The sequence below is a fragment of the Vibrio sp. 05-20-BW147 genome (genome assembly GCF_013369385.1).
Classification (GTDB): Bacteria; Pseudomonadota; Gammaproteobacteria; order Enterobacterales; family Vibrionaceae; genus Vibrio; species Vibrio floridensis.
Window position 1 is genome coordinate 186,588 of sequence record NZ_SZTO01000002.1, and the last position, 18,219, is coordinate 204,806.

General features: G+C 47.3%; 17 protein-coding genes. 9 read left to right on the plus strand and 8 right to left on the minus strand.

The genetic code is table 11. The features are described from left to right. From torE to FC652_RS02205, 6 genes are all read left to right on the plus strand, one after another. The gene (gene torE, locus FC652_RS02185; RefSeq protein ID WP_017790594.1) at positions 1-180 is read left to right on the plus strand and encodes a trimethylamine N-oxide reductase system protein TorE; all 180 of its coding nucleotides are present in this window, start codon (positions 1-3) and stop codon (positions 178-180) included. Positions 181-230: 50 nt separating this feature from the next. Further along, the gene (gene torC, locus FC652_RS02190; protein WP_176297320.1) at positions 231-1,415 is read left to right on the plus strand and encodes a pentaheme c-type cytochrome TorC; all 1,185 of its coding nucleotides are present in this window, start codon (positions 231-233) and stop codon (positions 1,413-1,415) included. A 24-nt stretch (positions 1,416-1,439) separates the two neighbouring features. Beyond that, entirely contained in the window at positions 1,440-3,902 is a 2,463-nt protein-coding gene (gene torA / locus FC652_RS02195) for a trimethylamine-N-oxide reductase TorA (RefSeq protein ID WP_176297321.1), read from the plus strand. Between the two features lie 273 nt (positions 3,903-4,175). Further along, a complete protein-coding gene (locus FC652_RS20810) occupies positions 4,176-4,304 on the plus strand; it encodes a hypothetical protein (protein ID WP_332214734.1) in 129 nt (42 codons plus the stop codon). 16 nt (positions 4,305-4,320) lie between these two features. Continuing rightward, positions 4,321-4,641: a hypothetical protein gene (locus FC652_RS02200; protein WP_336886289.1), complete on the plus strand. Its 321-nt coding sequence runs from the start codon at positions 4,321-4,323 to the stop codon at positions 4,639-4,641. Between the two features lie 469 nt (positions 4,642-5,110). Continuing rightward, on the plus strand, positions 5,111-6,100 hold the full coding sequence (locus FC652_RS02205) for a porin (RefSeq protein ID WP_011080714.1): 990 nt from the start codon (positions 5,111-5,113) through the stop codon (positions 6,098-6,100). 89 nt (positions 6,101-6,189) lie between these two features. Here FC652_RS02205 and FC652_RS02210 read toward each other — a convergent pair whose 3' ends face one another. Next, a complete protein-coding gene (locus FC652_RS02210) occupies positions 6,190-7,107 on the minus strand; it encodes a sulfotransferase (protein ID WP_176297322.1) in 918 nt (305 codons plus the stop codon). Positions 7,108-7,343: 236 nt separating this feature from the next. Between FC652_RS02210 and FC652_RS02215 the strand changes: the two genes are divergently transcribed. Further along, positions 7,344-9,083, plus strand: a complete 1,740-nt coding sequence (locus tag FC652_RS02215) for a glycoside hydrolase family 36 protein (protein WP_176297323.1) — start codon at positions 7,344-7,346, stop codon at positions 9,081-9,083. Between the two features lie 101 nt (positions 9,084-9,184). Here FC652_RS02215 and FC652_RS02220 read toward each other — a convergent pair whose 3' ends face one another. After that, on the minus strand, positions 9,185-10,399 hold the full coding sequence (locus FC652_RS02220) for a putative manganese transporter (protein WP_176297324.1): 1,215 nt from the start codon (positions 10,397-10,399) through the stop codon (positions 9,185-9,187). Positions 10,400-10,577: 178 nt separating this feature from the next. Here FC652_RS02220 and FC652_RS02225 point away from each other — a divergent pair, with 178 nt between their 5' ends. Next, a complete protein-coding gene (locus tag FC652_RS02225) occupies positions 10,578-11,483 on the plus strand; it encodes a manganese-dependent inorganic pyrophosphatase (protein ID WP_026130783.1) in 906 nt (301 codons plus the stop codon). A gap of 131 nt (positions 11,484-11,614) precedes the next feature. Beyond that, positions 11,615-12,004, plus strand: a complete 390-nt coding sequence (locus FC652_RS02230) for a DUF2750 domain-containing protein (RefSeq protein ID WP_103193155.1) — start codon at positions 11,615-11,617, stop codon at positions 12,002-12,004. A 93-nt stretch (positions 12,005-12,097) separates the two neighbouring features. Here the strand turns inward: FC652_RS02230 and FC652_RS02235 are convergent, their stop codons facing one another. The 6 genes from FC652_RS02235 to FC652_RS02260 are packed head-to-tail and all read right to left on the minus strand — an operon-like array spanning position 12,098 to position 18,165. Next, complete coding sequence (locus FC652_RS02235; protein ID WP_176297325.1) at positions 12,098-12,880, minus strand: DUF2927 domain-containing protein; 783 nt, start codon at positions 12,878-12,880, stop codon at positions 12,098-12,100. 55 nt (positions 12,881-12,935) lie between these two features. Continuing rightward, a complete protein-coding gene (locus tag FC652_RS02240; RefSeq protein WP_017422227.1) occupies positions 12,936-13,721 on the minus strand; it encodes an ATP-binding cassette domain-containing protein in 786 nt (261 codons plus the stop codon). Next, positions 13,718-14,713 carry an oligopeptide/dipeptide ABC transporter ATP-binding protein gene (locus FC652_RS02245; protein WP_080535974.1) on the minus strand — a complete coding sequence of 332 codons (996 nt, stop codon included), beginning with the start codon at positions 14,711-14,713 and terminating at the stop codon, positions 13,718-13,720. The genes FC652_RS02240 and FC652_RS02245 overlap by 4 nt, the downstream gene beginning before the upstream one ends. Then, positions 14,713-15,600 carry a putrescine export ABC transporter permease SapC gene (sapC, locus tag FC652_RS02250; RefSeq protein ID WP_176297326.1) on the minus strand — a complete coding sequence of 296 codons (888 nt, stop codon included), beginning with the start codon at positions 15,598-15,600 and terminating at the stop codon, positions 14,713-14,715. Before sapC ends, FC652_RS02245 begins: the two co-directional genes overlap by 1 nt. Continuing rightward, positions 15,587-16,549: an ABC transporter permease subunit gene (locus tag FC652_RS02255; RefSeq protein ID WP_176297327.1), complete on the minus strand. Its 963-nt coding sequence runs from the start codon at positions 16,547-16,549 to the stop codon at positions 15,587-15,589. The genes sapC and FC652_RS02255 overlap by 14 nt, the downstream gene beginning before the upstream one ends. Continuing rightward, entirely contained in the window at positions 16,549-18,165 is a 1,617-nt protein-coding gene (locus FC652_RS02260) for an ABC transporter substrate-binding protein (RefSeq protein WP_176297328.1), read from the minus strand. Before FC652_RS02260 ends, FC652_RS02255 begins: the two co-directional genes overlap by 1 nt. Positions 18,166-18,219: the final 54 nt, after the last annotated feature.

Sequence of the window (18,219 nt, forward strand, 5' to 3'; positions counted from 1 at the left end):
ATGAGTGATGTTAACAAAATTGAGAGTACTGAAAAGCGCTCATTGGAGTGGAAATCTTTCCTCTTCATTACCGTCGTCCTCTTTCCAATCTTGAGTGTGGCGTTCGTTGGTGGATATGGCTTCATCGTTTGGATGTTGCAGGTTTTCTTCTTCGGACCTCCAGGTGCTCACGGCATGTAAGCCTGTGAACTTACCTCCACACTTTTGAAAAGATTTTAAGAGAGCAGACAATGAAATCATTGATCATTAAATTGTGGCGTACTGTAACGCGCCCAGCAGTTCATATCAGCCTTGGTGTGCTGACCGTGGGCGGCTTCATTGCCGGTGTGATTTTCTGGGGTGGTTTTAATACCGCGCTCGAAGCAACCAACACCGAAGAGTTTTGTGTTAGTTGTCACACCATGCGTGACAACGTGTACCAAGAATTGCAAGAGACGGTGCACTGGAAAAACCACTCAGGTGTTCGCGCGACCTGTCCTGACTGCCACGTACCCCACAACTGGACGGACAAAATTGCACGTAAAATGCAGGCGTCTAAAGAAGTTTTTGCGCAAGTATTTGGCAACTACGATGAACCGGGCGTTTTCGAAGCTCGCCGTATCGAGCTAGCAAAACACGAATGGGATCGCTTCTCAGCCAACAAATCCCTTGAATGTAAAAACTGTCATAACTACGACTCGATGGATTTCGAGCAAATGTCTCCAACAGCTCGCATCCAAATGAAGCAAGCGGCAGAGAAAGATCAAAGCTGTGTTGACTGTCACAAAGGTATCGCACACAAACTACCAGCAGGTATGGATAGCATTGGCGGCATCGTGGGTGACCTAGAGCAGATGGCATCCAATACCGATTACTCTGTGGGTAAAGAGCTCGTGAGTGTTCGTCACTTACCAATCTACTTTGATGCACAAGGTCAAACCGAAGCGGGTCTATTGAACCCTGCGTCTACCGTAAAAGTATTGGAAGACAAAGGCGATTATGTCGAAATCGAGATCGACGGCTGGCGTAAAGCAAAAGGCTTTGGTCGTGTAATCCAAGAAGATTTCGGCAAGAACATCGCAGTGGCTTCGCTACTAAAAGAAGCGTCTATGGATGACAAGATTGTCACCACTGGTGAAGAGAAAGTGGATGAGCTGACTGGTCTTCCATGGGAAAAAGTGGCCGCGAAAGTGTGGATCAAGAAAGAGTCAATGCTGAACGACATCAACCCAGTGTGGGAAAAATCTCGTGAAGCATACAAAACAAACTGTTCAGTGTGTCACACGCAACCAGCAGAAGCGCACTTCGATGCCAATACTTGGCCAGGTATGTTTGACGGCATGCTAGCGTTCGTGAACCTTGATACGGATAGCGAAGCACTGATCTTGAAATATCTACAGAAGCACTCTTCAGATTATGCTGAAGGTCATCACTAATAAGCATTGGATGGAGTAATTTAAATGGCTATTACAAGAAGAAGTTTTCTTAAGGGCGTAGCAACGACAAGTGCTGCCTCTGTTATCGGTCCTAGCTTATTGGCGTCGGCTTCTGCAAACGCAGTAGAAACAACAGGAACTTGGAAAGTATCTGGTTCTCACTGGGGCGCGTTCCGCGCCCACATCTACGCGGGTAAAGTTCAAGAGATCAAACCGATAGAGCTAGACCAAAACCCAACTGAGATGCTAAACGGCATCAAAGGCATCATCTACAGCCCTTCACGTGTGCGTTACCCAATGGTGCGCCTTGACTGGCTGAAAAAACACAAGTACAGCGCAGATACGCGCGGTAACAACCGTTTTGTACGTGTGACTTGGGATGAAGCGCTGGATCTGTTCTACCGTGAGCTAGAGCGCGTACAAAAAGAGTACGGCCCTTGGGCGCTACACGCAGGCCAAACAGGTTGGAACCAAACCGGTTCATTCAACAACTGTACTGCACATATGCAGCGCGCTGTGGGCATGCACGGTAACTACATCACCAAAGTTGGTGACTACTCAACCGGTGCCGGTCAAACGATTCTGCCATACGTGCTAGGTTCTACCGAAGTATACGCACAAGGCACGTCTTGGTCTGAGATTTTAGAAAACGCAGACAACATTATTCTTTGGGCGAACGACCCAGTGAAAAACCTACAAGTGGGTTGGAACTGTGAAACGCATGAATCTTACGCTTACCTTGCGCAACTAAAAGAGAAAGTGGCCAAAGGCGAGATCAACGTGATTTCGGTTGACCCAGTTAAGAACAAAACACAGCGTTACCTAGAGAACGATCATCTGTATGTCAACCCAATGACAGATGTACCGTTTATGTTGGCGATTGCACACGTTCTCTACACTGAAAACCTATACGATAAGAAGTTCATCGAAACTTACTGTCTTGGCTTTGAAGAGTTCATCAACTACGTTCAAGGCAAAACTAAGGACAAAGTTGAGAAAACACCAGAATGGGCTGCGCCTATTTGTGGCGTGAAAGCGGACAAAATCCGTGAATTTGCCCGCATGCTTGTGAAAGGTCGCACTCAGATCCTGATGGGTTGGTGTATCCAACGTCAAGAGCACGGTGAACAGCCTTACTGGGCAGCAGCGGTTGTTGCGGCAATGATCGGTCAAATCGGCTTGCCTGGCGGTGGTATCTCTTATGGTCACCACTACTCAAGTATCGGTGTGCCTTCAACCGGTTTTGCTGGCCCTGGTGGTTTCCCTCGTAACCTTGATGCAGGCATGAAACCTAAGTGGGACAACAATGACTTCAATGGTTACAGCCGTACTATCCCTGTTGCGCGTTGGATCGACTGTCTGCTAGAGCCAGGCAAAGAGATCAACTACAACGGTGGCAAAGTGAAGCTGCCAGACTTCAAGATGATGGTCATTTCGGGTTGTAACCCATGGCACCACCATCAAGATCGCAACCGCATGAAGCAAGCGTTCCAGAAACTACAAACTGTTGTGACGATCGACTTCGCGTGGACAGCGACGTGTCGCTTCTCAGACATCGTGCTACCAGCATGTACCCAGTGGGAACGCAATGACATCGACGTATACGGTTCATACTCAAGCCGTGGTTTGATTGCGATGCACCGTTTGGTGGATCCACTGTTCCAATCTAAGCCAGACTTCCAAATCATGAAGGAATTGACTGAGCGCTTTGGCCGCAGTGAAGAATACTCTCGCGGTATGAGTGAAATGGATTGGATTCGCAGCCTATACAACGATTGTAAGAAATCGAACGAAGGCAAATTTGAGATGCCAGAGTTTGATGAGTTCTGGGAGAAGAGCGTACTGGACTTCGGCCAAGGTCAACCTTGGGTTCGTCACGCGGACTTCCGTCAAGACCCTGAAATCAACCCACTGGGTACACCTTCAGGTTTTATCGAGATCACGTCTCGTAAGATCGGTCGTTACGGTTATGAACACTGTCAAGAGCACCCAATGTGGTTCGAAAAATCAGAACGTTCACACGGCGGACCAGGTTCAGACAAACATCCGTTCTGGTTGCAATCTTGTCACCCAGACAAACGCCTGCACTCTCAGATGTGTGAATCTGAAGAGTTCCGTGCGACTTACGCAGTAAAAGGTCGTGAGCCAGTCTACATCAACCCACTTGATGCAAGAGCAAAAGGCATCAAAGAGGGTGATTTGGTACGCGTGTTTAATGACCGTGGTCAGCTTCTTGCTGGTGCTGTGCTAACGGACAGCTACCCACGTGGCGTGATTCGTATCGAAGAAGGCGCGTGGTACGGCCCGCTTAACGAGAAAGTGGGCGCAATCGACACATATGGTGATCCAAACACACTGACTCAAGACATCGGCTCTTCTGAATTGGCACAGGCAACTTCTGCGAACACCTGTATCGTAGACTTCGAGAAGTTTACCGGCAAAGTTCCACCAGTCACCTCATTTGGTGGTCCAATCGAAGTCGCGTAATCGCAGCTTGATAATGAACGAGAAAAGGTCTGGCATACATGCCGGACCTTTTTTTTGTTTCGATAACGCAAAAATAGAATTATCCATTACATATTCCTTCGAGCTCCTTCCCACAAATTATTTTCTTCTAGCGAATTACGCTCGCTGTTTTGTCGTTTTCCATATGATCTCAACTGGATGTACTCAATAAAGTGGGGCTATGGCTCAAAGAGTCGCGCTGCTATTGGTTTTGTGCGGTTTTCGTTAGGGTCTTTTTCGTCAGGAGCAAATACCATGTTTTGGCCATTTAAAAAATATGATGTTGAGATGTCTCCAGAAGTGCATGGGGTGATCACGCTTGAAGGAGTGCCACAGGAAGGGATGACGGTTGTTCGAGAGTTGTTTTACGAAGGGTATAGCTAAGGGAGAACGGTTGTTGATGAGACTCAAACCAATGAACAAGCGGGAGTTTTCTTTTCCCTCTATAACCATTCGTTCGAAATTGCCAGGAGATATTTTTGGCGGAAGCTTAAAAGTCTATCAGCAAATTAGTGTTGAATATCAAAGTGAGAAAAAAGAGAGTTGGAGTGCTTGGGCTCCAATAGAAGGAGCCAAGTCACTGCGTTGGATGTTGACTCATTTTCGCTGTGAGCTATCGCATTCGAAGCGCATTCACGAAGTCGATATCTCTCCTATAGAAGAAAGGCGTGTGCCTGTTCACTCCATTGGCGACTGGAACAGTCCGAGCATAAACACATAGGTATATGATCAAAGTACCGATACCTATATACGTTATAAGAAGACGCCGCAGTCCTAGAAACGTATATCTAATGCTAAACAAAGAGTTAAATTAGACGCTGAGTAATTGGTTGGCCTGTATGCTTTGTGAGCGTTTTGGTGCGGTTTTTTTCGCTTGTATTTGGTGGGGTGTCATTGAAAGTGATTAAAACTGAAAATTTATATGCTGATTTTAGATTTATACTTTTTTGTGAATTATTGGCTGTTTTTGTGATTGCGTTCGCTAAAAATACAGTTAATCGATTAAATAGAGCGCGTTTTTCATTGTTTTTTAGAAAAATTTCCTTGCCCTAGTGGTTGTAATTTATATCTATTTGTAATGTTTTATTAGGAAAGTTTTGTCTTTGAGAATAATTTCGCCGCAACGGCTGACGCTTACGGGCTAAGTCGAGTGGTGAAAAAATCTATAAAATTGATAGGACAAAATAAAAATGAAAAAAACAGTATTAGCGGTGGCGCTATCTCTTGTTGCTGGTTCTGCGATCGCAGCAGACGTAAACCAAAACGTTTCTGAGCGTGCTCGTGAGTCAATGATCGACCTAATCCTTTCTGGCGAAGAATTCTCTGTTGGTGGTCAAGTGGCTGTCGGTGGTGAGTACCTAGAAGGTCGTAAAGTAAACGGCGAGAAAAAAGAATTTCACAACTACGATGTAACTGGTTTTGATCTATTCATCAACTACCAAAAAGGCAACGTAATCGGTCAGTTTGCAGGTGAATTCGATCTAGCTGAAAACTACTCTTCAATGGATGCTAAATTCTCTGTGATCGACACTTGGGTTGGTTACAAAACCGGTTTTGGCGTAGCGTCTATCGGTTACGCAAACGACTCTGCTCTTGATGCAGTAGACGGCGCAGCGGATCTAACTATCGAGTACGGTGCATCTGCATCTGACGCTTCTGACGTAAACCAAGTGATCAAATTTGAAGGCATGAAAGAAGGCTTCAAATACGGCATCGCTTACTACGGTGACCGCGAAGCAGACGCATCTGGTCAACGTGGTTTCAACGGCTATGTTGGTTTCAAAAATGAACAGTTCCAAGTTAACGCGGGTTACGAGAAGAACGACGAGAAAGCTGGTGGCACTGACATCGAGCAAATCTACCTAGTGAACGGTGTGGTGACTTTCGGTGATCTAGCGATCGGCGCGAATGTTGCGAACCACGAGCGTTTCAACGGTGATGAGTCTATGCTTTACAGTGCATCTGCAGGCTACACAATCGACAAGCTATACCTAGCTATCGGTTACGCAAATCAAGAAGCATACGAATCAAATGGCGTAGATTCAGAGTGGACTAACTTCGGTGGTTCTTACCAGTTCACTAACAAGCTGTCTGCACTTGTTGACATCAAAGTTGATCTGTCTGATGACAATAACAGCGATGATCTAGCAGCATTCTTCAAAGTTGCTTACGACTTCTAAGAACTTCCTTAGCAATTTATGGCCTGCATTGCGGGCCATTTAAAGCAGGACGCTTTTTTGGCGATAATCCACTGCCTTTTCTTTGACCCTCAGGATTCGAGGGTCTTTTCGTTTTCACACCAAGCGGATACTCTTTTCGCGATACCACTCACTTTTGCTGCTTTGTTTTGATCCCTAATGGGACTGTTTCTCAGTTTGTTGCGCACTCTTTCGCAAGAGGGAAGGTGACAAAAATGCATAATTTGATGGATGATAAACTGCGGATCTCGAACAAAGTCCTCGTAGTGAACCGTCAACGATTTTACTTTTGTTCGTGCGATTTCCTCCTCGGTGGTTTTCAGGATTTTACTCAGTTGAAATGCGGTGCTGCATACCGGGTCGTGACGAATTTGCTGATAGGTTTCGAGTTCGTGGTTGCTGTAGGCACCCCGCCACCACAGCTGATGTAACCCCTGTGCTTGCCAAAATGGCACCTTGAGCAGTGAATTGACGGTGGCGACGGGCTCGCGAACGACATTAATAAACAACGCATCTGGGAATATACTGGACAAATACTCCACACGTCCTGGGCCAGTAAATTTCATTGCTAAACGCGGTTTGCCTTGCGCTCGCAAATGCTGATTTAAATAACGACGAATCCGTTGTTTCTCCTCTGCACTGGCTCTCTGGTGAAGCAAAAATTCCCGGCTAAAATCGATCTCATCACGAGTGATCTTTTGCCACAAAGGCCATGCCTCAGCGGGTCTGGGTAGCAAGTTATTGAGCGGTAACGTGTGATTAAGCTGCGCTTTTTCGCCGGATACGTACCAAAGCGAGTTATTGGTGAGTCGGGTGAGCCAAGCCAGTGATGGTAGAGACGGAAACCACTCGCAGTAGTTGTCTGGCCAGCCTAGGCTATGATGAGCCATGACAAACTCAGAAATAACGGTCGACCCTGAACGGCCGGGACCGATAAAAATGATCGGCGCTGACAATCGTGTGTGATGATTGGGTTTGCTTGTCATCATGCTATCGTCCCATCTTAGTGTCGGTTTTGTGCTTGCTTTTTGGTTGTACGCAAAGCTTGTGCCAAGCAGAATTTTTATAAATAACAATTCGTTAGAGAAAATTGACTCTTCGGCGTTGAGTTATTCTCAATTTGATAGGCAATTTGAAAATCTTTGCCAGCAAATCGTGATGAAGATAACGATTTGTAGTGCTGCTATTGACTGATAATACAAGAAAAACACAGTGAGCAGATTTCATGAAAAGCCCTTATACCTTAGGCAATCACATCCTTTTCGAGGTGAATGATGATGAACTGGAAGTGACGATAAATAACAATGAAGTTCACTTCTGCTATCACGGTATGCACAACCGTATCATCGATGATCGATTTGAACTTTTTCGTACTCCTTTCCATTTTGAAGCTCAGGCTCAGCTCTTGGGGGACGGGTTTCAAATGTTGGCGCAGACCACAGGCACTCGAGACCAAGTGATCGACATCGGTCGTTGTCCTGACAATAACCCACAATATCGCCTTTATTCACAGCATGCGCCTAAGCGTTACTACAATTACTTAGTGATTGAGGAATCACAAGGTTACACCTTGTTTGGTTTTACCTCATGTCGGCGCTTCGCGGGCTATTTTGAGCTGGAACAGGCGGGTAACCACTGGCATGTTGTCGCTTATCTTGATGGCGAACAGACGGAAATCCAAGATTGGGAAACCAATACGCTGGAATCTGTGGTGCTGTTGGAAGGCGCGTCTTTGTCTGAGCTCTATGCTGAGTTTGCGCAACATATTGCGCTTCATCATCCGATCAGAGCAGGGGTGGAGCAGAATTCGCCAGTAGGTTGGTGTTCTTGGTATGCCTATTATGCCGATGTGAGCCAGCAAAATATTTTAGCGAATGTCGAGCAGATGCAGGGCAGCTTAGAGGCGCTGGAGTGGGTCTTACTTGATGATGGCTATCAGGCCTTTATGGGCGATTGGCTGACTCCTTCTGACAAGTTTTCAGGGGGAGTCAAACAACTGATTGCACAGATTCGTGCGAGTGGCAAAAAACCAGCGATTTGGTTGGCGCCTTTTATTGCTCAGCCTGAATCAGAGATCTTTCGTAAGCATCCCGAATGGTTTGTTAAACATCAGGATGGCTCACTGCTAAAAGCAGAGGACATCACTTATGGCGGTTGGCGCTGTACACCTTGGTATATCCTTGATACATCACATCCTGAAGTGCAGGAGCACCTAACTCATGTAGTAAAAACCATGCGAGAAGAGTGGGGTGTAGAGCTCTTTAAATTGGACGCTAACTATTGGGGAGCGCTAAAAGGGCAGCGTTACCAAAAAGGCATAACAGGTGTTGAAGCGTATCGACTCGGGATGGATGCGATCGCTCAAGGAGCGGGCGAAGCGTGGCTACTTGGTTGTAACGCGCCAATGTGGCCCTCTTTAGGATTGGTTGATGCCATGCGCGTTTCGGATGACGTTGAGCGCCACGCACATCGCTTCGAACAAACTGCCAAAGAGACCTTCTACCGCAGTTGGCAGCATCGAAAACTGTGGCAGATTGATCCTGATTGCGCAACGTTCACTTCGCTACCTAACCAAGGTGCGCAAAGGCAAGAATATGAATTTCACCGCAATGTCCTACTTGCGTGTGGCGGGCTGCTGCTGTCGGGCGATCCACTTCCTGAGATCACGCCATTCGCCAAATCTTGTCTTGCCAAATTGATGGTTCGTCAAAAGCACAATCAGAATGCGGCGAAATTTACTGCGTTCAGTCTCAACCACGCCTTCTTGAAACTGACCGAGAAAAACGATCTGCACTGTTTGTTCAATTATGACGGCCAGCAAGACAAAGAGTTTACGTTGATCTCTGATACGCCAGTGCATTGGTACGACTACTGGACACAAGAACGTTTAAGTGATGAGCCTTGCCAGTTGTTTGTGACCCAATTAAATCCGGGCTTGAATTCCAAAGCCATCGTCACAGCGTAAGCGCGCTTAGTCGTAAGCATATCCAGACAAGAGCCTCACTTTATAGAGGCTCTTTTCCGTTGAGATGATGGGGTGTTTGACGGTTGTTTGCTTTGTACAAACTAATATTCAAACAGGAAGAAATAACCATAACCCACAATAAAAGCCGGAATGGCAGAGTAAATCGTCGCGACCAAGGCCGCTTTCGGTGCCATTGCAATGGCAGGGAAGAGCGCGTCACCATCGTTTGAAATCGCGTTGGCGAGCTGCGCGGAGAGCGGAGCAGCACCGGAGAGATATAAGCTGGTCATGAGAATTTGTGGCCCGCATCCGGGCAACATTCCCACGACAACCCCGATGAGTGGCATCCATACGCCCCATCCTGAGAAAGTCGCCTGTAGATTCAGCCCAGAAAAATAGCGAGTCAGTTCAAAGGCGAGAAAGGCCAAAATCACCCAAGCACTGACGAAATTCGTGTCTTGGGCGGCTTTTTGAATCGGATGGGAGTCGATGATCTTTTCGTCTTCAGAGACGGCGGATTGATAGCTGCCGAACTCTTTGGTCAATGCCCAAAGGAACATGCTGGTGACGGCGAAAATCGCGCCCATCCATTCGATGGTGTTTTCCTCAAGACCAAACAGCAAATTCACATCCACTTGAAACGAACCAAGCAGAGCGAGGCCCGCGGCAGGTATCAGAAGCCATTTCCAAAATGCGCCTTGCAAGTTAATGGCTCGCTGTTCAAATGGGGTATGTGCGTCTTGCTTGTTTTGGCAACAATGTGGTCGGTTAGGTTCATCGCTCACTTTGGGCCGTAAAAAATCGTCGCCATGGAGTGCGTTCACCACCATGCCAGAAAGGGTTCCTACCGCAATGCCCAACGCAATAACGCCGAGTCCAGTCACGGGTTTGGCGGCAAGCAGCAGAAAGGCAGCGTCGCCCATGGTTGAGGTTAGCACGGCGACAATCGCTCCAAAGCCAACTCGGCCGCTGATGAATTGCGTTGTGACAACAATGGCGCCGCCACAACCGGGCAGAGCGCCAAGTAAAGCGGCAAAAAAGACTTGGTAGTGGCGTGATGCGCGATAAAGTTGTGTCACTCGATTGGTGCGCGACATAAAGCCAGACAAATAGTGGTAAATGGCAAGCGTGGCCGCGACGTAACAAGAAACCGCCCAGAAAGAGTCAGAGAGAGTCGTCACGGTGATTTGTCGAGTCGTGTCACTAAGCAGCAACACCAAAAGTGCAACAGGCAACACCAACCGTTTATGAGCGAGACGAAACTGCGTCGGTTGCAGCAACGGGTGCGTTGAGCTAAAAAATTTCGTTGCGTTCATTGTTGTCTCTAATGCAAATAAGAATGATTATCATTATATGAAAGTGAGAATTATTCGCAATAGCGAGAGGTCACTTTTCTTGATGTCAAATCCGCTCATTTCAGGTAAAGTATGCCCCTTTGTGAGCAACCCTGCTTTTTGGTTAAGCAGGAATAACGAGACTTGGATAGGAAAGATAATGATTCTAGTTGTAGGTCATAAAAACCCAGACAGTGACAGTATTTGTAGTGCCATCGTAGCCACTGAGCTGCTAAAAGCGCGTGGCGTTGAAGCGATGCCGATTCGTCAAGGCGAAATCAACCGCGAAACACAGCACATTCTTGAAGTGGCTGGTGCAGAGGTTCCTGAGCTACGTACATCAGTAGCCGGTGAAACGGTGTGGTTGGTGGATTACTCAGATCTTGCGCAAGCGCCTGATGATATCGCTGAAGCTGAAGTTGCGGGTATCGTTGACCATCACCGTCTTGGTGACGTCATGACCGTAAACCCAATGGAAGCATGGATCTGGCCTGTTGGTTGTACTAACACCGTTCTGTTCAACATGTTTAAGATTGAAGGTCACGCGATCTCTGAAAAAATCGCTAAGCTAATGATGTCTGCAATCCTGTCTGACACCGTAGGTTTTGCTTCTCCAACTTGTACGCAAAAAGATAAAGATGCAGTAGCAGAGCTTGCGCAAATTGCCGGTGTTACTGATATTGATGCGTTCACTAAAGATCTACTGATCGCGAAAACAAACATTGAAGGTCTGTCTGCTGCACAGCTTGTAGAGAAAGATCTGAAAGGTTACCCATTCAATGGTCGTGACGTGGTTGTAGGCCAAGTTGAACTGGCAACGCTTGAGCAAGTAGATGGCATGATCGAAGCACTAGAAGCAGACCTACAACGTCGTTGTGACGAAGATGGCCTTGCGTTTGCTGCTGTTATGCTCACTGACATCACGACAGCATGGACTCGCTTGATCTACAAAGGTGAGTGGTCAGACAAACTGGCTAAGCATGAAAAAGATGGCCTGCTGATGATGGAAAACACGCTAAGTCGTAAGAAGCAAGGCTGGCCTTGGCTTCAAGTTGAGCTTGCGTAATCAGTCGCACAGAGTGAAAGAGTCTCGCTGGTACTCGATGAGACTTTGCACCATAATGGAAACGCCCATTTGCCACGGCAAGTGGGCGTTTTTAATTAAATGTCGCCAAAAGGCAAAAGTGGAGAGGCGCAATGACCACACCATTATCCCAAGATCAAATTCGTACTATTAATAGTTACGATCAAGAGCAGCGTTTACGTTACTGCGTGAAGGAAATTGTCGCCCAGCGCCAAGTATGGATCCTCACTGATGAGCATGGCTGCGTAATGCTCAACAGCGAAGAGGAAGAGTGCGTACCGGTTTGGCCAAATAAAGAGTTTGCCGAAGAGTGGGCCACGGGCGATTGGCAAGAGTGCCAAGCGGAATCGATCTCGCTAAACAAGTGGCACAGCCGCTGGACTCGTGGCTTAGAAGACGACGAGCTATCGGTTGTCGTGTTTCCGAGCATTAATGAGGAAGGGGTGGTGCTGTTCCCTGATGAGTTTGACTTTGAACTGAAAAAACAGGCGGCGAAGAGATAAAACGCTCTGGTCAATCACAGAACATAACGGTGCGATTCAGCGCCGTTTTTTTATCGCCGTATAGCAATTTAACGGCTTTGAACCGCTTAACGATCAATACCCAATAAACTGAAACAGCTCGGTTTGCGTCGCGACATCGACGGATTGAGATAAGGTGCCGTTGTCGGCGAAACGCGTGAGCAGTGTACTTAGCACTGGTTTGACTTCCGCCTCCGACATACCGGCTTTAATCTCCGGTTGATAAAGCAACTTGAGTAGAACGATATCGAGTGGTGAGAGTAACTCTTCTGGGGAATTGTCATTAAAAATAGAAGGGTAAGCCTGATCTGAATCGTTAGGCAGGCCAAGAACCTGCGTGACTTCTTCCACAATACAAGCGACTAATTTGCCGTGCTCGCGTGCTTTGTCGACAGGAATAACAATCGCAGCGTAATAGATGGCACTTTGGCGAGTTTTAAAACCCGCTTTGCAAACCGCGCTGCCCAGATTGTTGGCAGATTTGCGTCCCATGAGACGTTTGACTTCACTTTGATAGCTCGATTCTTGGGTGAACACCCAAACAACGTTGGCTTGCGCTTTGTCGCTGGTGGTCTCAATTGAGAGGCCTGTGATGGCGGACAAATCACGCAGGTGCATTTTTAATAGCGATGCATGCAGCGCTTTATCTGCGACCTGATGCTCAACGTACACACGTATCGGCGTGTGCCATTTGCGAACTTTTTTTTCCCCTGGGCTATATTCATTGCGCAATGCCACTTGAATGAATGCGTTGCTGACGAAGGCGGGTTGAAGCCACGTTTTCTCCACTGCATGAGTGCCCGATGTCAAAAGCAGGAGAGCAATGCCAATCAGTGGTTTCACCCAAATGTTATTCATGCATTGCTCCTTGCTTCGCTGACTATTTTCTCATCACGCTGACAGATGGCTTCTACTAGTAGTGAGAAGGGGTTTTGTAGAAATGGTTTTCGACCAAGCGTTGTGTAAGAGGATGCTGTGGATCGCTCAACACGATTTGCGTATCTCCAGATTCCACCACTTCTCCATCATGCATCACCATCACTTTATCGGTGATGTGTTTAACGATACCGATGTGTTGTGATACGTAGACAAACGATACGCCCATCTCTTCTTGCAGTTCTAAAAAGAGGTTGATGATTTGTGAGCGCATTGCCATGTCTAAGCCGTTTAGCGCTTCGTCGGCAACGATGATAGAGGGTTGTAGAATCAAGGCTCGTGCTAAGCAGACACGCTGTTTTTGCCCGGTTGCCAGCATTTGCGGATAAAAATAGGCGTGTTCGGGTAACAGGCCAACCCGCAATAGCGTGTCTTTAACCCGTTTTAGACGTGCTTCTGGTGGCATATTGGTGTTTCGCTTGAGTGGACCTTCCAAAATACGCCCGATTTGAATACGTGGATTCAACGAGGTGTTGGGATCTTGGAAAATCATCCGAATCAGTTTGCAGCGCGTGGCGTAATCTCGGTGCTCGAGTCGCTCGCCGTTGACACGAATTTCGCCAGAAGTCGGTTCCACCATGCCCGCCAGCATACGGGCTAGTGTTGATTTCCCTGAACCATTTTGGCCAATAAAACCAATGGTTTGACCCGCTTCGAGCGTAAAGCTGACCGGTTTGACCGCTTGTTGTACTCTGCGTTTAAACAAGCCCGAACGCGTGACAAAGTTCTTGGATAGGTTCTCTACCTCTAACAAGGCACTCATGAATCTTTCTCCGTGTTAAGAGGGAAATGACAGCTAAACTTATGATTTTTAATGCGGCGTGCATAAGGGATCTCCACACACTGGCGCTGTGCATAAGGGCAGCGTGGCCCCAAACGGCAGCCAATAGGCAAATGCTGCAATGGCGGGATCGACCCCGGTAGAGACTGCAACTTTTGTTTGTGAGGAATCCAGTGGCTAAAATCAGGCATCGCTTTCAATAGCGCAGCGGTGTATGGGTGCTTTGGCGCCTCCAAAATACTATCTGTATCAGCAGACTCTACTGATTGCCCACAGTACATTACCGTAATACGGTTAGCCCATTGGGTAATATTGGTTAAGTCGTGGCCGATGAGCAGAATCGTGGTGTTGTTCAACTGATTCATGCGACTTAGCAAACGCAGAATCTGGTTCTGAGTGATTGGATCTAAGTCATTAGTGGGTTCATCGGCAATCAAGAGCTTAGGTGCGGTGGCTATTGCCATCGCAATCATCACTTTTTGACATTCACCATCTGTAAGCTCATAAGGATAGCTCTTCATTAAGCGTACATGGTCTTTAATCCCAACTTTGTGGAGAAGGGCAATGGCGCGTTTCTTACGCCATTTGAAACGTTCCCACCATTTTCCGTCAAAAGTGCGTGATGGAATCGATTCAATCAACTGCTTACCCACTTCTTCAGACGGGTCAAGACAGGTGGATGGCTCTTGGAAAATCATTGCGATGTCGCGAGCAATGACTCGTCGACGCTCACTTGGCGTGAGTTGCAGCAGATCAATGTTGCCCAATCGCATACGGTCGGCGGTGACTTTCCAGTTGTCTTTACATACCCCAACGATGGCTTTGGCGACTAAGCTTTTACCCGAGCCTGATTCGCCAACGAGACCGCGAATTTCACCTTCATTTAGCGTGAGGCTCATGCGGTCAACGGCTTTTACTAAGCCTTGCGGTGTCTCAATTTCGATCGTCAAATGACGAATATCCAATAACGGCATTATTCAATCCCCGCATTGAGTGCTCGGCGTACGCCATCACCGACAAGGTTGATAACGATAACGGTAAACATAATGGATAAACCAGGCAGTGTTACGGTCCAAGGCGCGAGATAGATCAGCTCCACGGAATCGCCAAGAATTGCGCCCCATTCGGTGCTTGGTGCTTGTGCCCCCAACCCCAGAAAGCCAAGCGCGGTGATGTCTAATATGGCCACAGAAAGGGCTAAAGTAATCTCAGTGGCAATGACAATCAGCACATTGGGTAAAATCGAGTTCCAAAGCAGGTAAAAGTTGTTGGCGCCATCAAGGCGTGCCGCCATCACGTAGTCTTTCTCAACTTCAGTATGCACTGCAATATAAACCGAACGAATAAAACGCGGAATAAGCGCAAGCCCAACGGCCAACAACACGGTGAATTCACCCACACCAAAGAACGCGACAAAGATGATCGCCAAAAGCAGTGATGGAATGGACATGACCGTATCCAGTAAGTGGTTCAACGTACTGGAAAGAAGTCCGCGTGTCATCCCGGCAAGAACACCGATAAAGCAGCCAATGATGGCGGCAATGGCGGTGATGATGATCGCGGCGCCTAAAGTGGGTTGAGCTCCCATAATCAGTCGCGAGAGGATGTCTCGGCCCAAATCATCAGTACCAAGAAAGTACTCAACTGTTCCTGCAGGGCTCCATGATGGCGGTACCAGCAATTGCGCGGTTTGCTGCTGAGGATCATGTGGAACCAACCAAGGTGCGCTGATGGTAACCAGCAACAACAAGATCAAACACCACAATCCAAACATGGCGAGATTATTATTGCGGAAACTACGCCAAAAGCGCTCAAATTGAGTCGGAATATGCTCTTCCTGGTAAACACTATCGGTTAGCATACCATTCCTTCCTTACCAGTGGATTGATGATTGCGCCAATCAGATCCGACAAAATGTTGGCTGTGAGTACTAACGTCGCTACGACCATCACTCCCGCTTGAATCGACACGTAATCGCGATTAGAGAGCGCATCTAATAGCCAACGACCAATACCCGGCCAGTTAAAAATCGATTCTGTGATGATAGCCAGTGTTAACATGCTAGAAAGCTGTACGCCAACTTTAGGGATAATAGGTGGGATGGCGTTACGTAACACATGCTGAGTGACAATTTCACGGGTAGTCAAACCTTTAATTCGAGCGGCGCGAATATAGTTTTTGCTCATCACATCTGCGACCGAGGCTCTCATCAATCCGATCACTTGTGTGGTTGGCGCCAGCGCCAAGACCAAACAGGGCAGCACCATATGCTCAATGACGCTCTGCAGTGCATGAGCTTTGTAAGGCCCTTTAGCAAGAAACGCATCGATGATGGCAAAACCAGTTACGTGTTTGATTTCATAAAGTAGGTCATAGCGCCCAGAGACAGGAAATATCTCGAAATGGAGAGAGAACACCATCAGCATCAATAGTGCGACCCAAAAGAGCGGGGCTGAGTAGCCAGACATGGAGACAAAAGAGATGGTGGTATCGACCCACTTGCCTTGCTTCATGCCCGCAATCGTGCCAAAGGGGATACCAATAAGCAGCGCGACCAAAAAGGCAAAGAAACACAACTCTAGGGTGGCAGGGAAAACAACGGCGAGTTCATCATAGATTGCAACGCCATTTTTACTCACGCCAAAGTTTAACTGTGCCAGCTCAGAAAGATAGATAGACCAACCATGCCAATAATCTGCTTGAGCCCATACCGATTCTGGGTCTAAGCGTAAGATCGAAAAACCAACCATGGTTAAAATGGCCAGTGTAATTACAAATAGATTTAAGCGTCGTACTGTATACCAAAACATCAGTAAACTCTCTCTACACTGTCAAATGGTTGGGAGTTAAATGGGCTGGATTTAAAGCCAATCAACGATTTGTCGTGAGCTCTGAACTGAACGCCGTGTGCCAATGGAATCACTGGAAATTCTTCATTGAGAATGTTCTGTGCTTGGCGATATAAGTTTAGGCGATATCGACTTTTCTCTGTTTCCAACGCCAAATCGAGTAAGAAATCGAAGTCGCTGTTGCACCACATGGCTACGTTAATCCCCGCTCTTTCAGAGCTGCAAGAAAGCAGTGGGCGTAAGAAGTTATCCGGATCGCCTGTGTCGCCAACCCACCCAGTGAGAGACAAATCACCTTGAGAATGATCAACGGTTACGCGCTCGGTTCGTTCATCAGTGATCAGAATCAGTTCAATGCCGATATCAGCCAAGTTAGACTGAATCAGTTCGGCGGTTTTACGTGGACTTGGATTATAAACACGTGGTTCGAGTGGTACCCACATAGTAAGTGATAAGCCTTGCTCGTACCCAGCTTCACGCATTAGCGCAAGTGCATAGTTACGATCAAAGCGCACTTTGACACTGTCTTTTTGGTATGCCCAAGAGTTCGGTGGCAGCAAGGTGTACGCCTTTGTTCCTGTTCCATAGTAGACGGAGTCGAGGATATTTTGTCGGTTGATCGCGAGGTTCAACGCTTGGCGCACACGCACATCTTTTAGTGCAGAATGGCTGGTATTGATGGCGATAAACGCCACATTCATCGCCGGCGTTGCCGTCAGTTCCATATTGGGGTTGTTTTCAATAATCGGGATCTGGCTGGAGATGGGTGAGCGCAACACATCGCACTCGTTACGCAGTAGTTTGGCAAGCGTGCCCGTACCACGTTGTGAAATATCGAAAACCACTTGTTCCATTTTTACCGGGTTCCGCCAATAGCCTTCGTGGCGACGCAAACGAACCAAATCGTTGATCTGATATTCCTCCAATAAAAATGGGCCACTGCCAACGGGATACATATCGATACGCTCTTTTGTATCGGCAGCCGCCAACTGATTCGCATACTCCGCAGAAAGAATGACCGAATGGGTGGTAGCGAGGTTGGATAAGAAAGCAAAATTGGGACGGCTGAGCGTAAATTTTACTTGGCGATCGGAGATCGCGACAACATCCACAAGTAAGTTGGCTAAATCGATGCCCGCAAACCAAGGGTAGTGACCACCACCGACGAGGTGGAAAGGATGAGATGGGTCGATAATTCGACGAAAACTGAAAACAACATCTTCTGCGTTTAACTGACGGGTCGGGGCGAACCATGCTGTGGTTTGAAAAGTGACATTTTTGCGTAGGGTAAACGTGTATTCTGTACCTGTTTTATTGACCTTCCAACTTTCAGCAAGGCTCGGAATGGGCTGATGTGTTTGTGGATCAAGCGTTAAAAGGGTATCGAAAATCTGCGGGCTCAGTGTATCTGCCGTAATACCGCTATCAATCAACTGAGGGTTGAAGGTTTTAAGATTGCTTTGCCCACAAAAAACAAAGCCAGTTTGGCGTACTTCTTTGTGGTCAATGTCTTTGCCACACCCGGTTAATAAGCTAAAGCCTAATAATCCCAATGTGAGTTGTATTAGTGTTTTCATAAAATGAAACGTATCGTATGAATGTACGCCTTTGTCAGCGCCAAAAGATCCGGC

Coding starts and splice junctions, on each gene's coding strand:
- torE (WP_017790594.1), top strand. CDS start 1: ATGAGTGATGTTAACAAAATTGAGAGTACTGAAAAGCGCTCATTGGAG.
- torC (WP_176297320.1), top strand. CDS start 231: ATGAAATCATTGATCATTAAATTGTGGCGTACTGTAACGCGCCCAGCA.
- torA (WP_176297321.1), top strand. CDS start 1,440: ATGGCTATTACAAGAAGAAGTTTTCTTAAGGGCGTAGCAACGACAAGT.
- FC652_RS20810 (WP_332214734.1), top strand. CDS start 4,176: ATGTTTTGGCCATTTAAAAAATATGATGTTGAGATGTCTCCAGAAGTG.
- FC652_RS02200 (WP_336886289.1), top strand. CDS start 4,321: ATGAGACTCAAACCAATGAACAAGCGGGAGTTTTCTTTTCCCTCTATA.
- FC652_RS02205 (WP_011080714.1), top strand. CDS start 5,111: ATGAAAAAAACAGTATTAGCGGTGGCGCTATCTCTTGTTGCTGGTTCT.
- FC652_RS02210 (WP_176297322.1), bottom strand. CDS start 7,107: ATGATGACAAGCAAACCCAATCATCACACACGATTGTCAGCGCCGATC.
- FC652_RS02215 (WP_176297323.1), top strand. CDS start 7,344: ATGAAAAGCCCTTATACCTTAGGCAATCACATCCTTTTCGAGGTGAAT.
- FC652_RS02220 (WP_176297324.1), bottom strand. CDS start 10,399: ATGAACGCAACGAAATTTTTTAGCTCAACGCACCCGTTGCTGCAACCG.
- FC652_RS02225 (WP_026130783.1), top strand. CDS start 10,578: ATGATTCTAGTTGTAGGTCATAAAAACCCAGACAGTGACAGTATTTGT.
- FC652_RS02230 (WP_103193155.1), top strand. CDS start 11,615: ATGACCACACCATTATCCCAAGATCAAATTCGTACTATTAATAGTTAC.
- FC652_RS02235 (WP_176297325.1), bottom strand. CDS start 12,880: ATGAATAACATTTGGGTGAAACCACTGATTGGCATTGCTCTCCTGCTT.
- FC652_RS02240 (WP_017422227.1), bottom strand. CDS start 13,721: ATGAGTGCCTTGTTAGAGGTAGAGAACCTATCCAAGAACTTTGTCACG.
- FC652_RS02245 (WP_080535974.1), bottom strand. CDS start 14,713: ATGCCGTTATTGGATATTCGTCATTTGACGATCGAAATTGAGACACCG.
- sapC (WP_176297326.1), bottom strand. CDS start 15,600: ATGCTAACCGATAGTGTTTACCAGGAAGAGCATATTCCGACTCAATTT.
- FC652_RS02255 (WP_176297327.1), bottom strand. CDS start 16,549: ATGTTTTGGTATACAGTACGACGCTTAAATCTATTTGTAATTACACTG.
- FC652_RS02260 (WP_176297328.1), bottom strand. CDS start 18,165: ATGAAAACACTAATACAACTCACATTGGGATTATTAGGCTTTAGCTTA.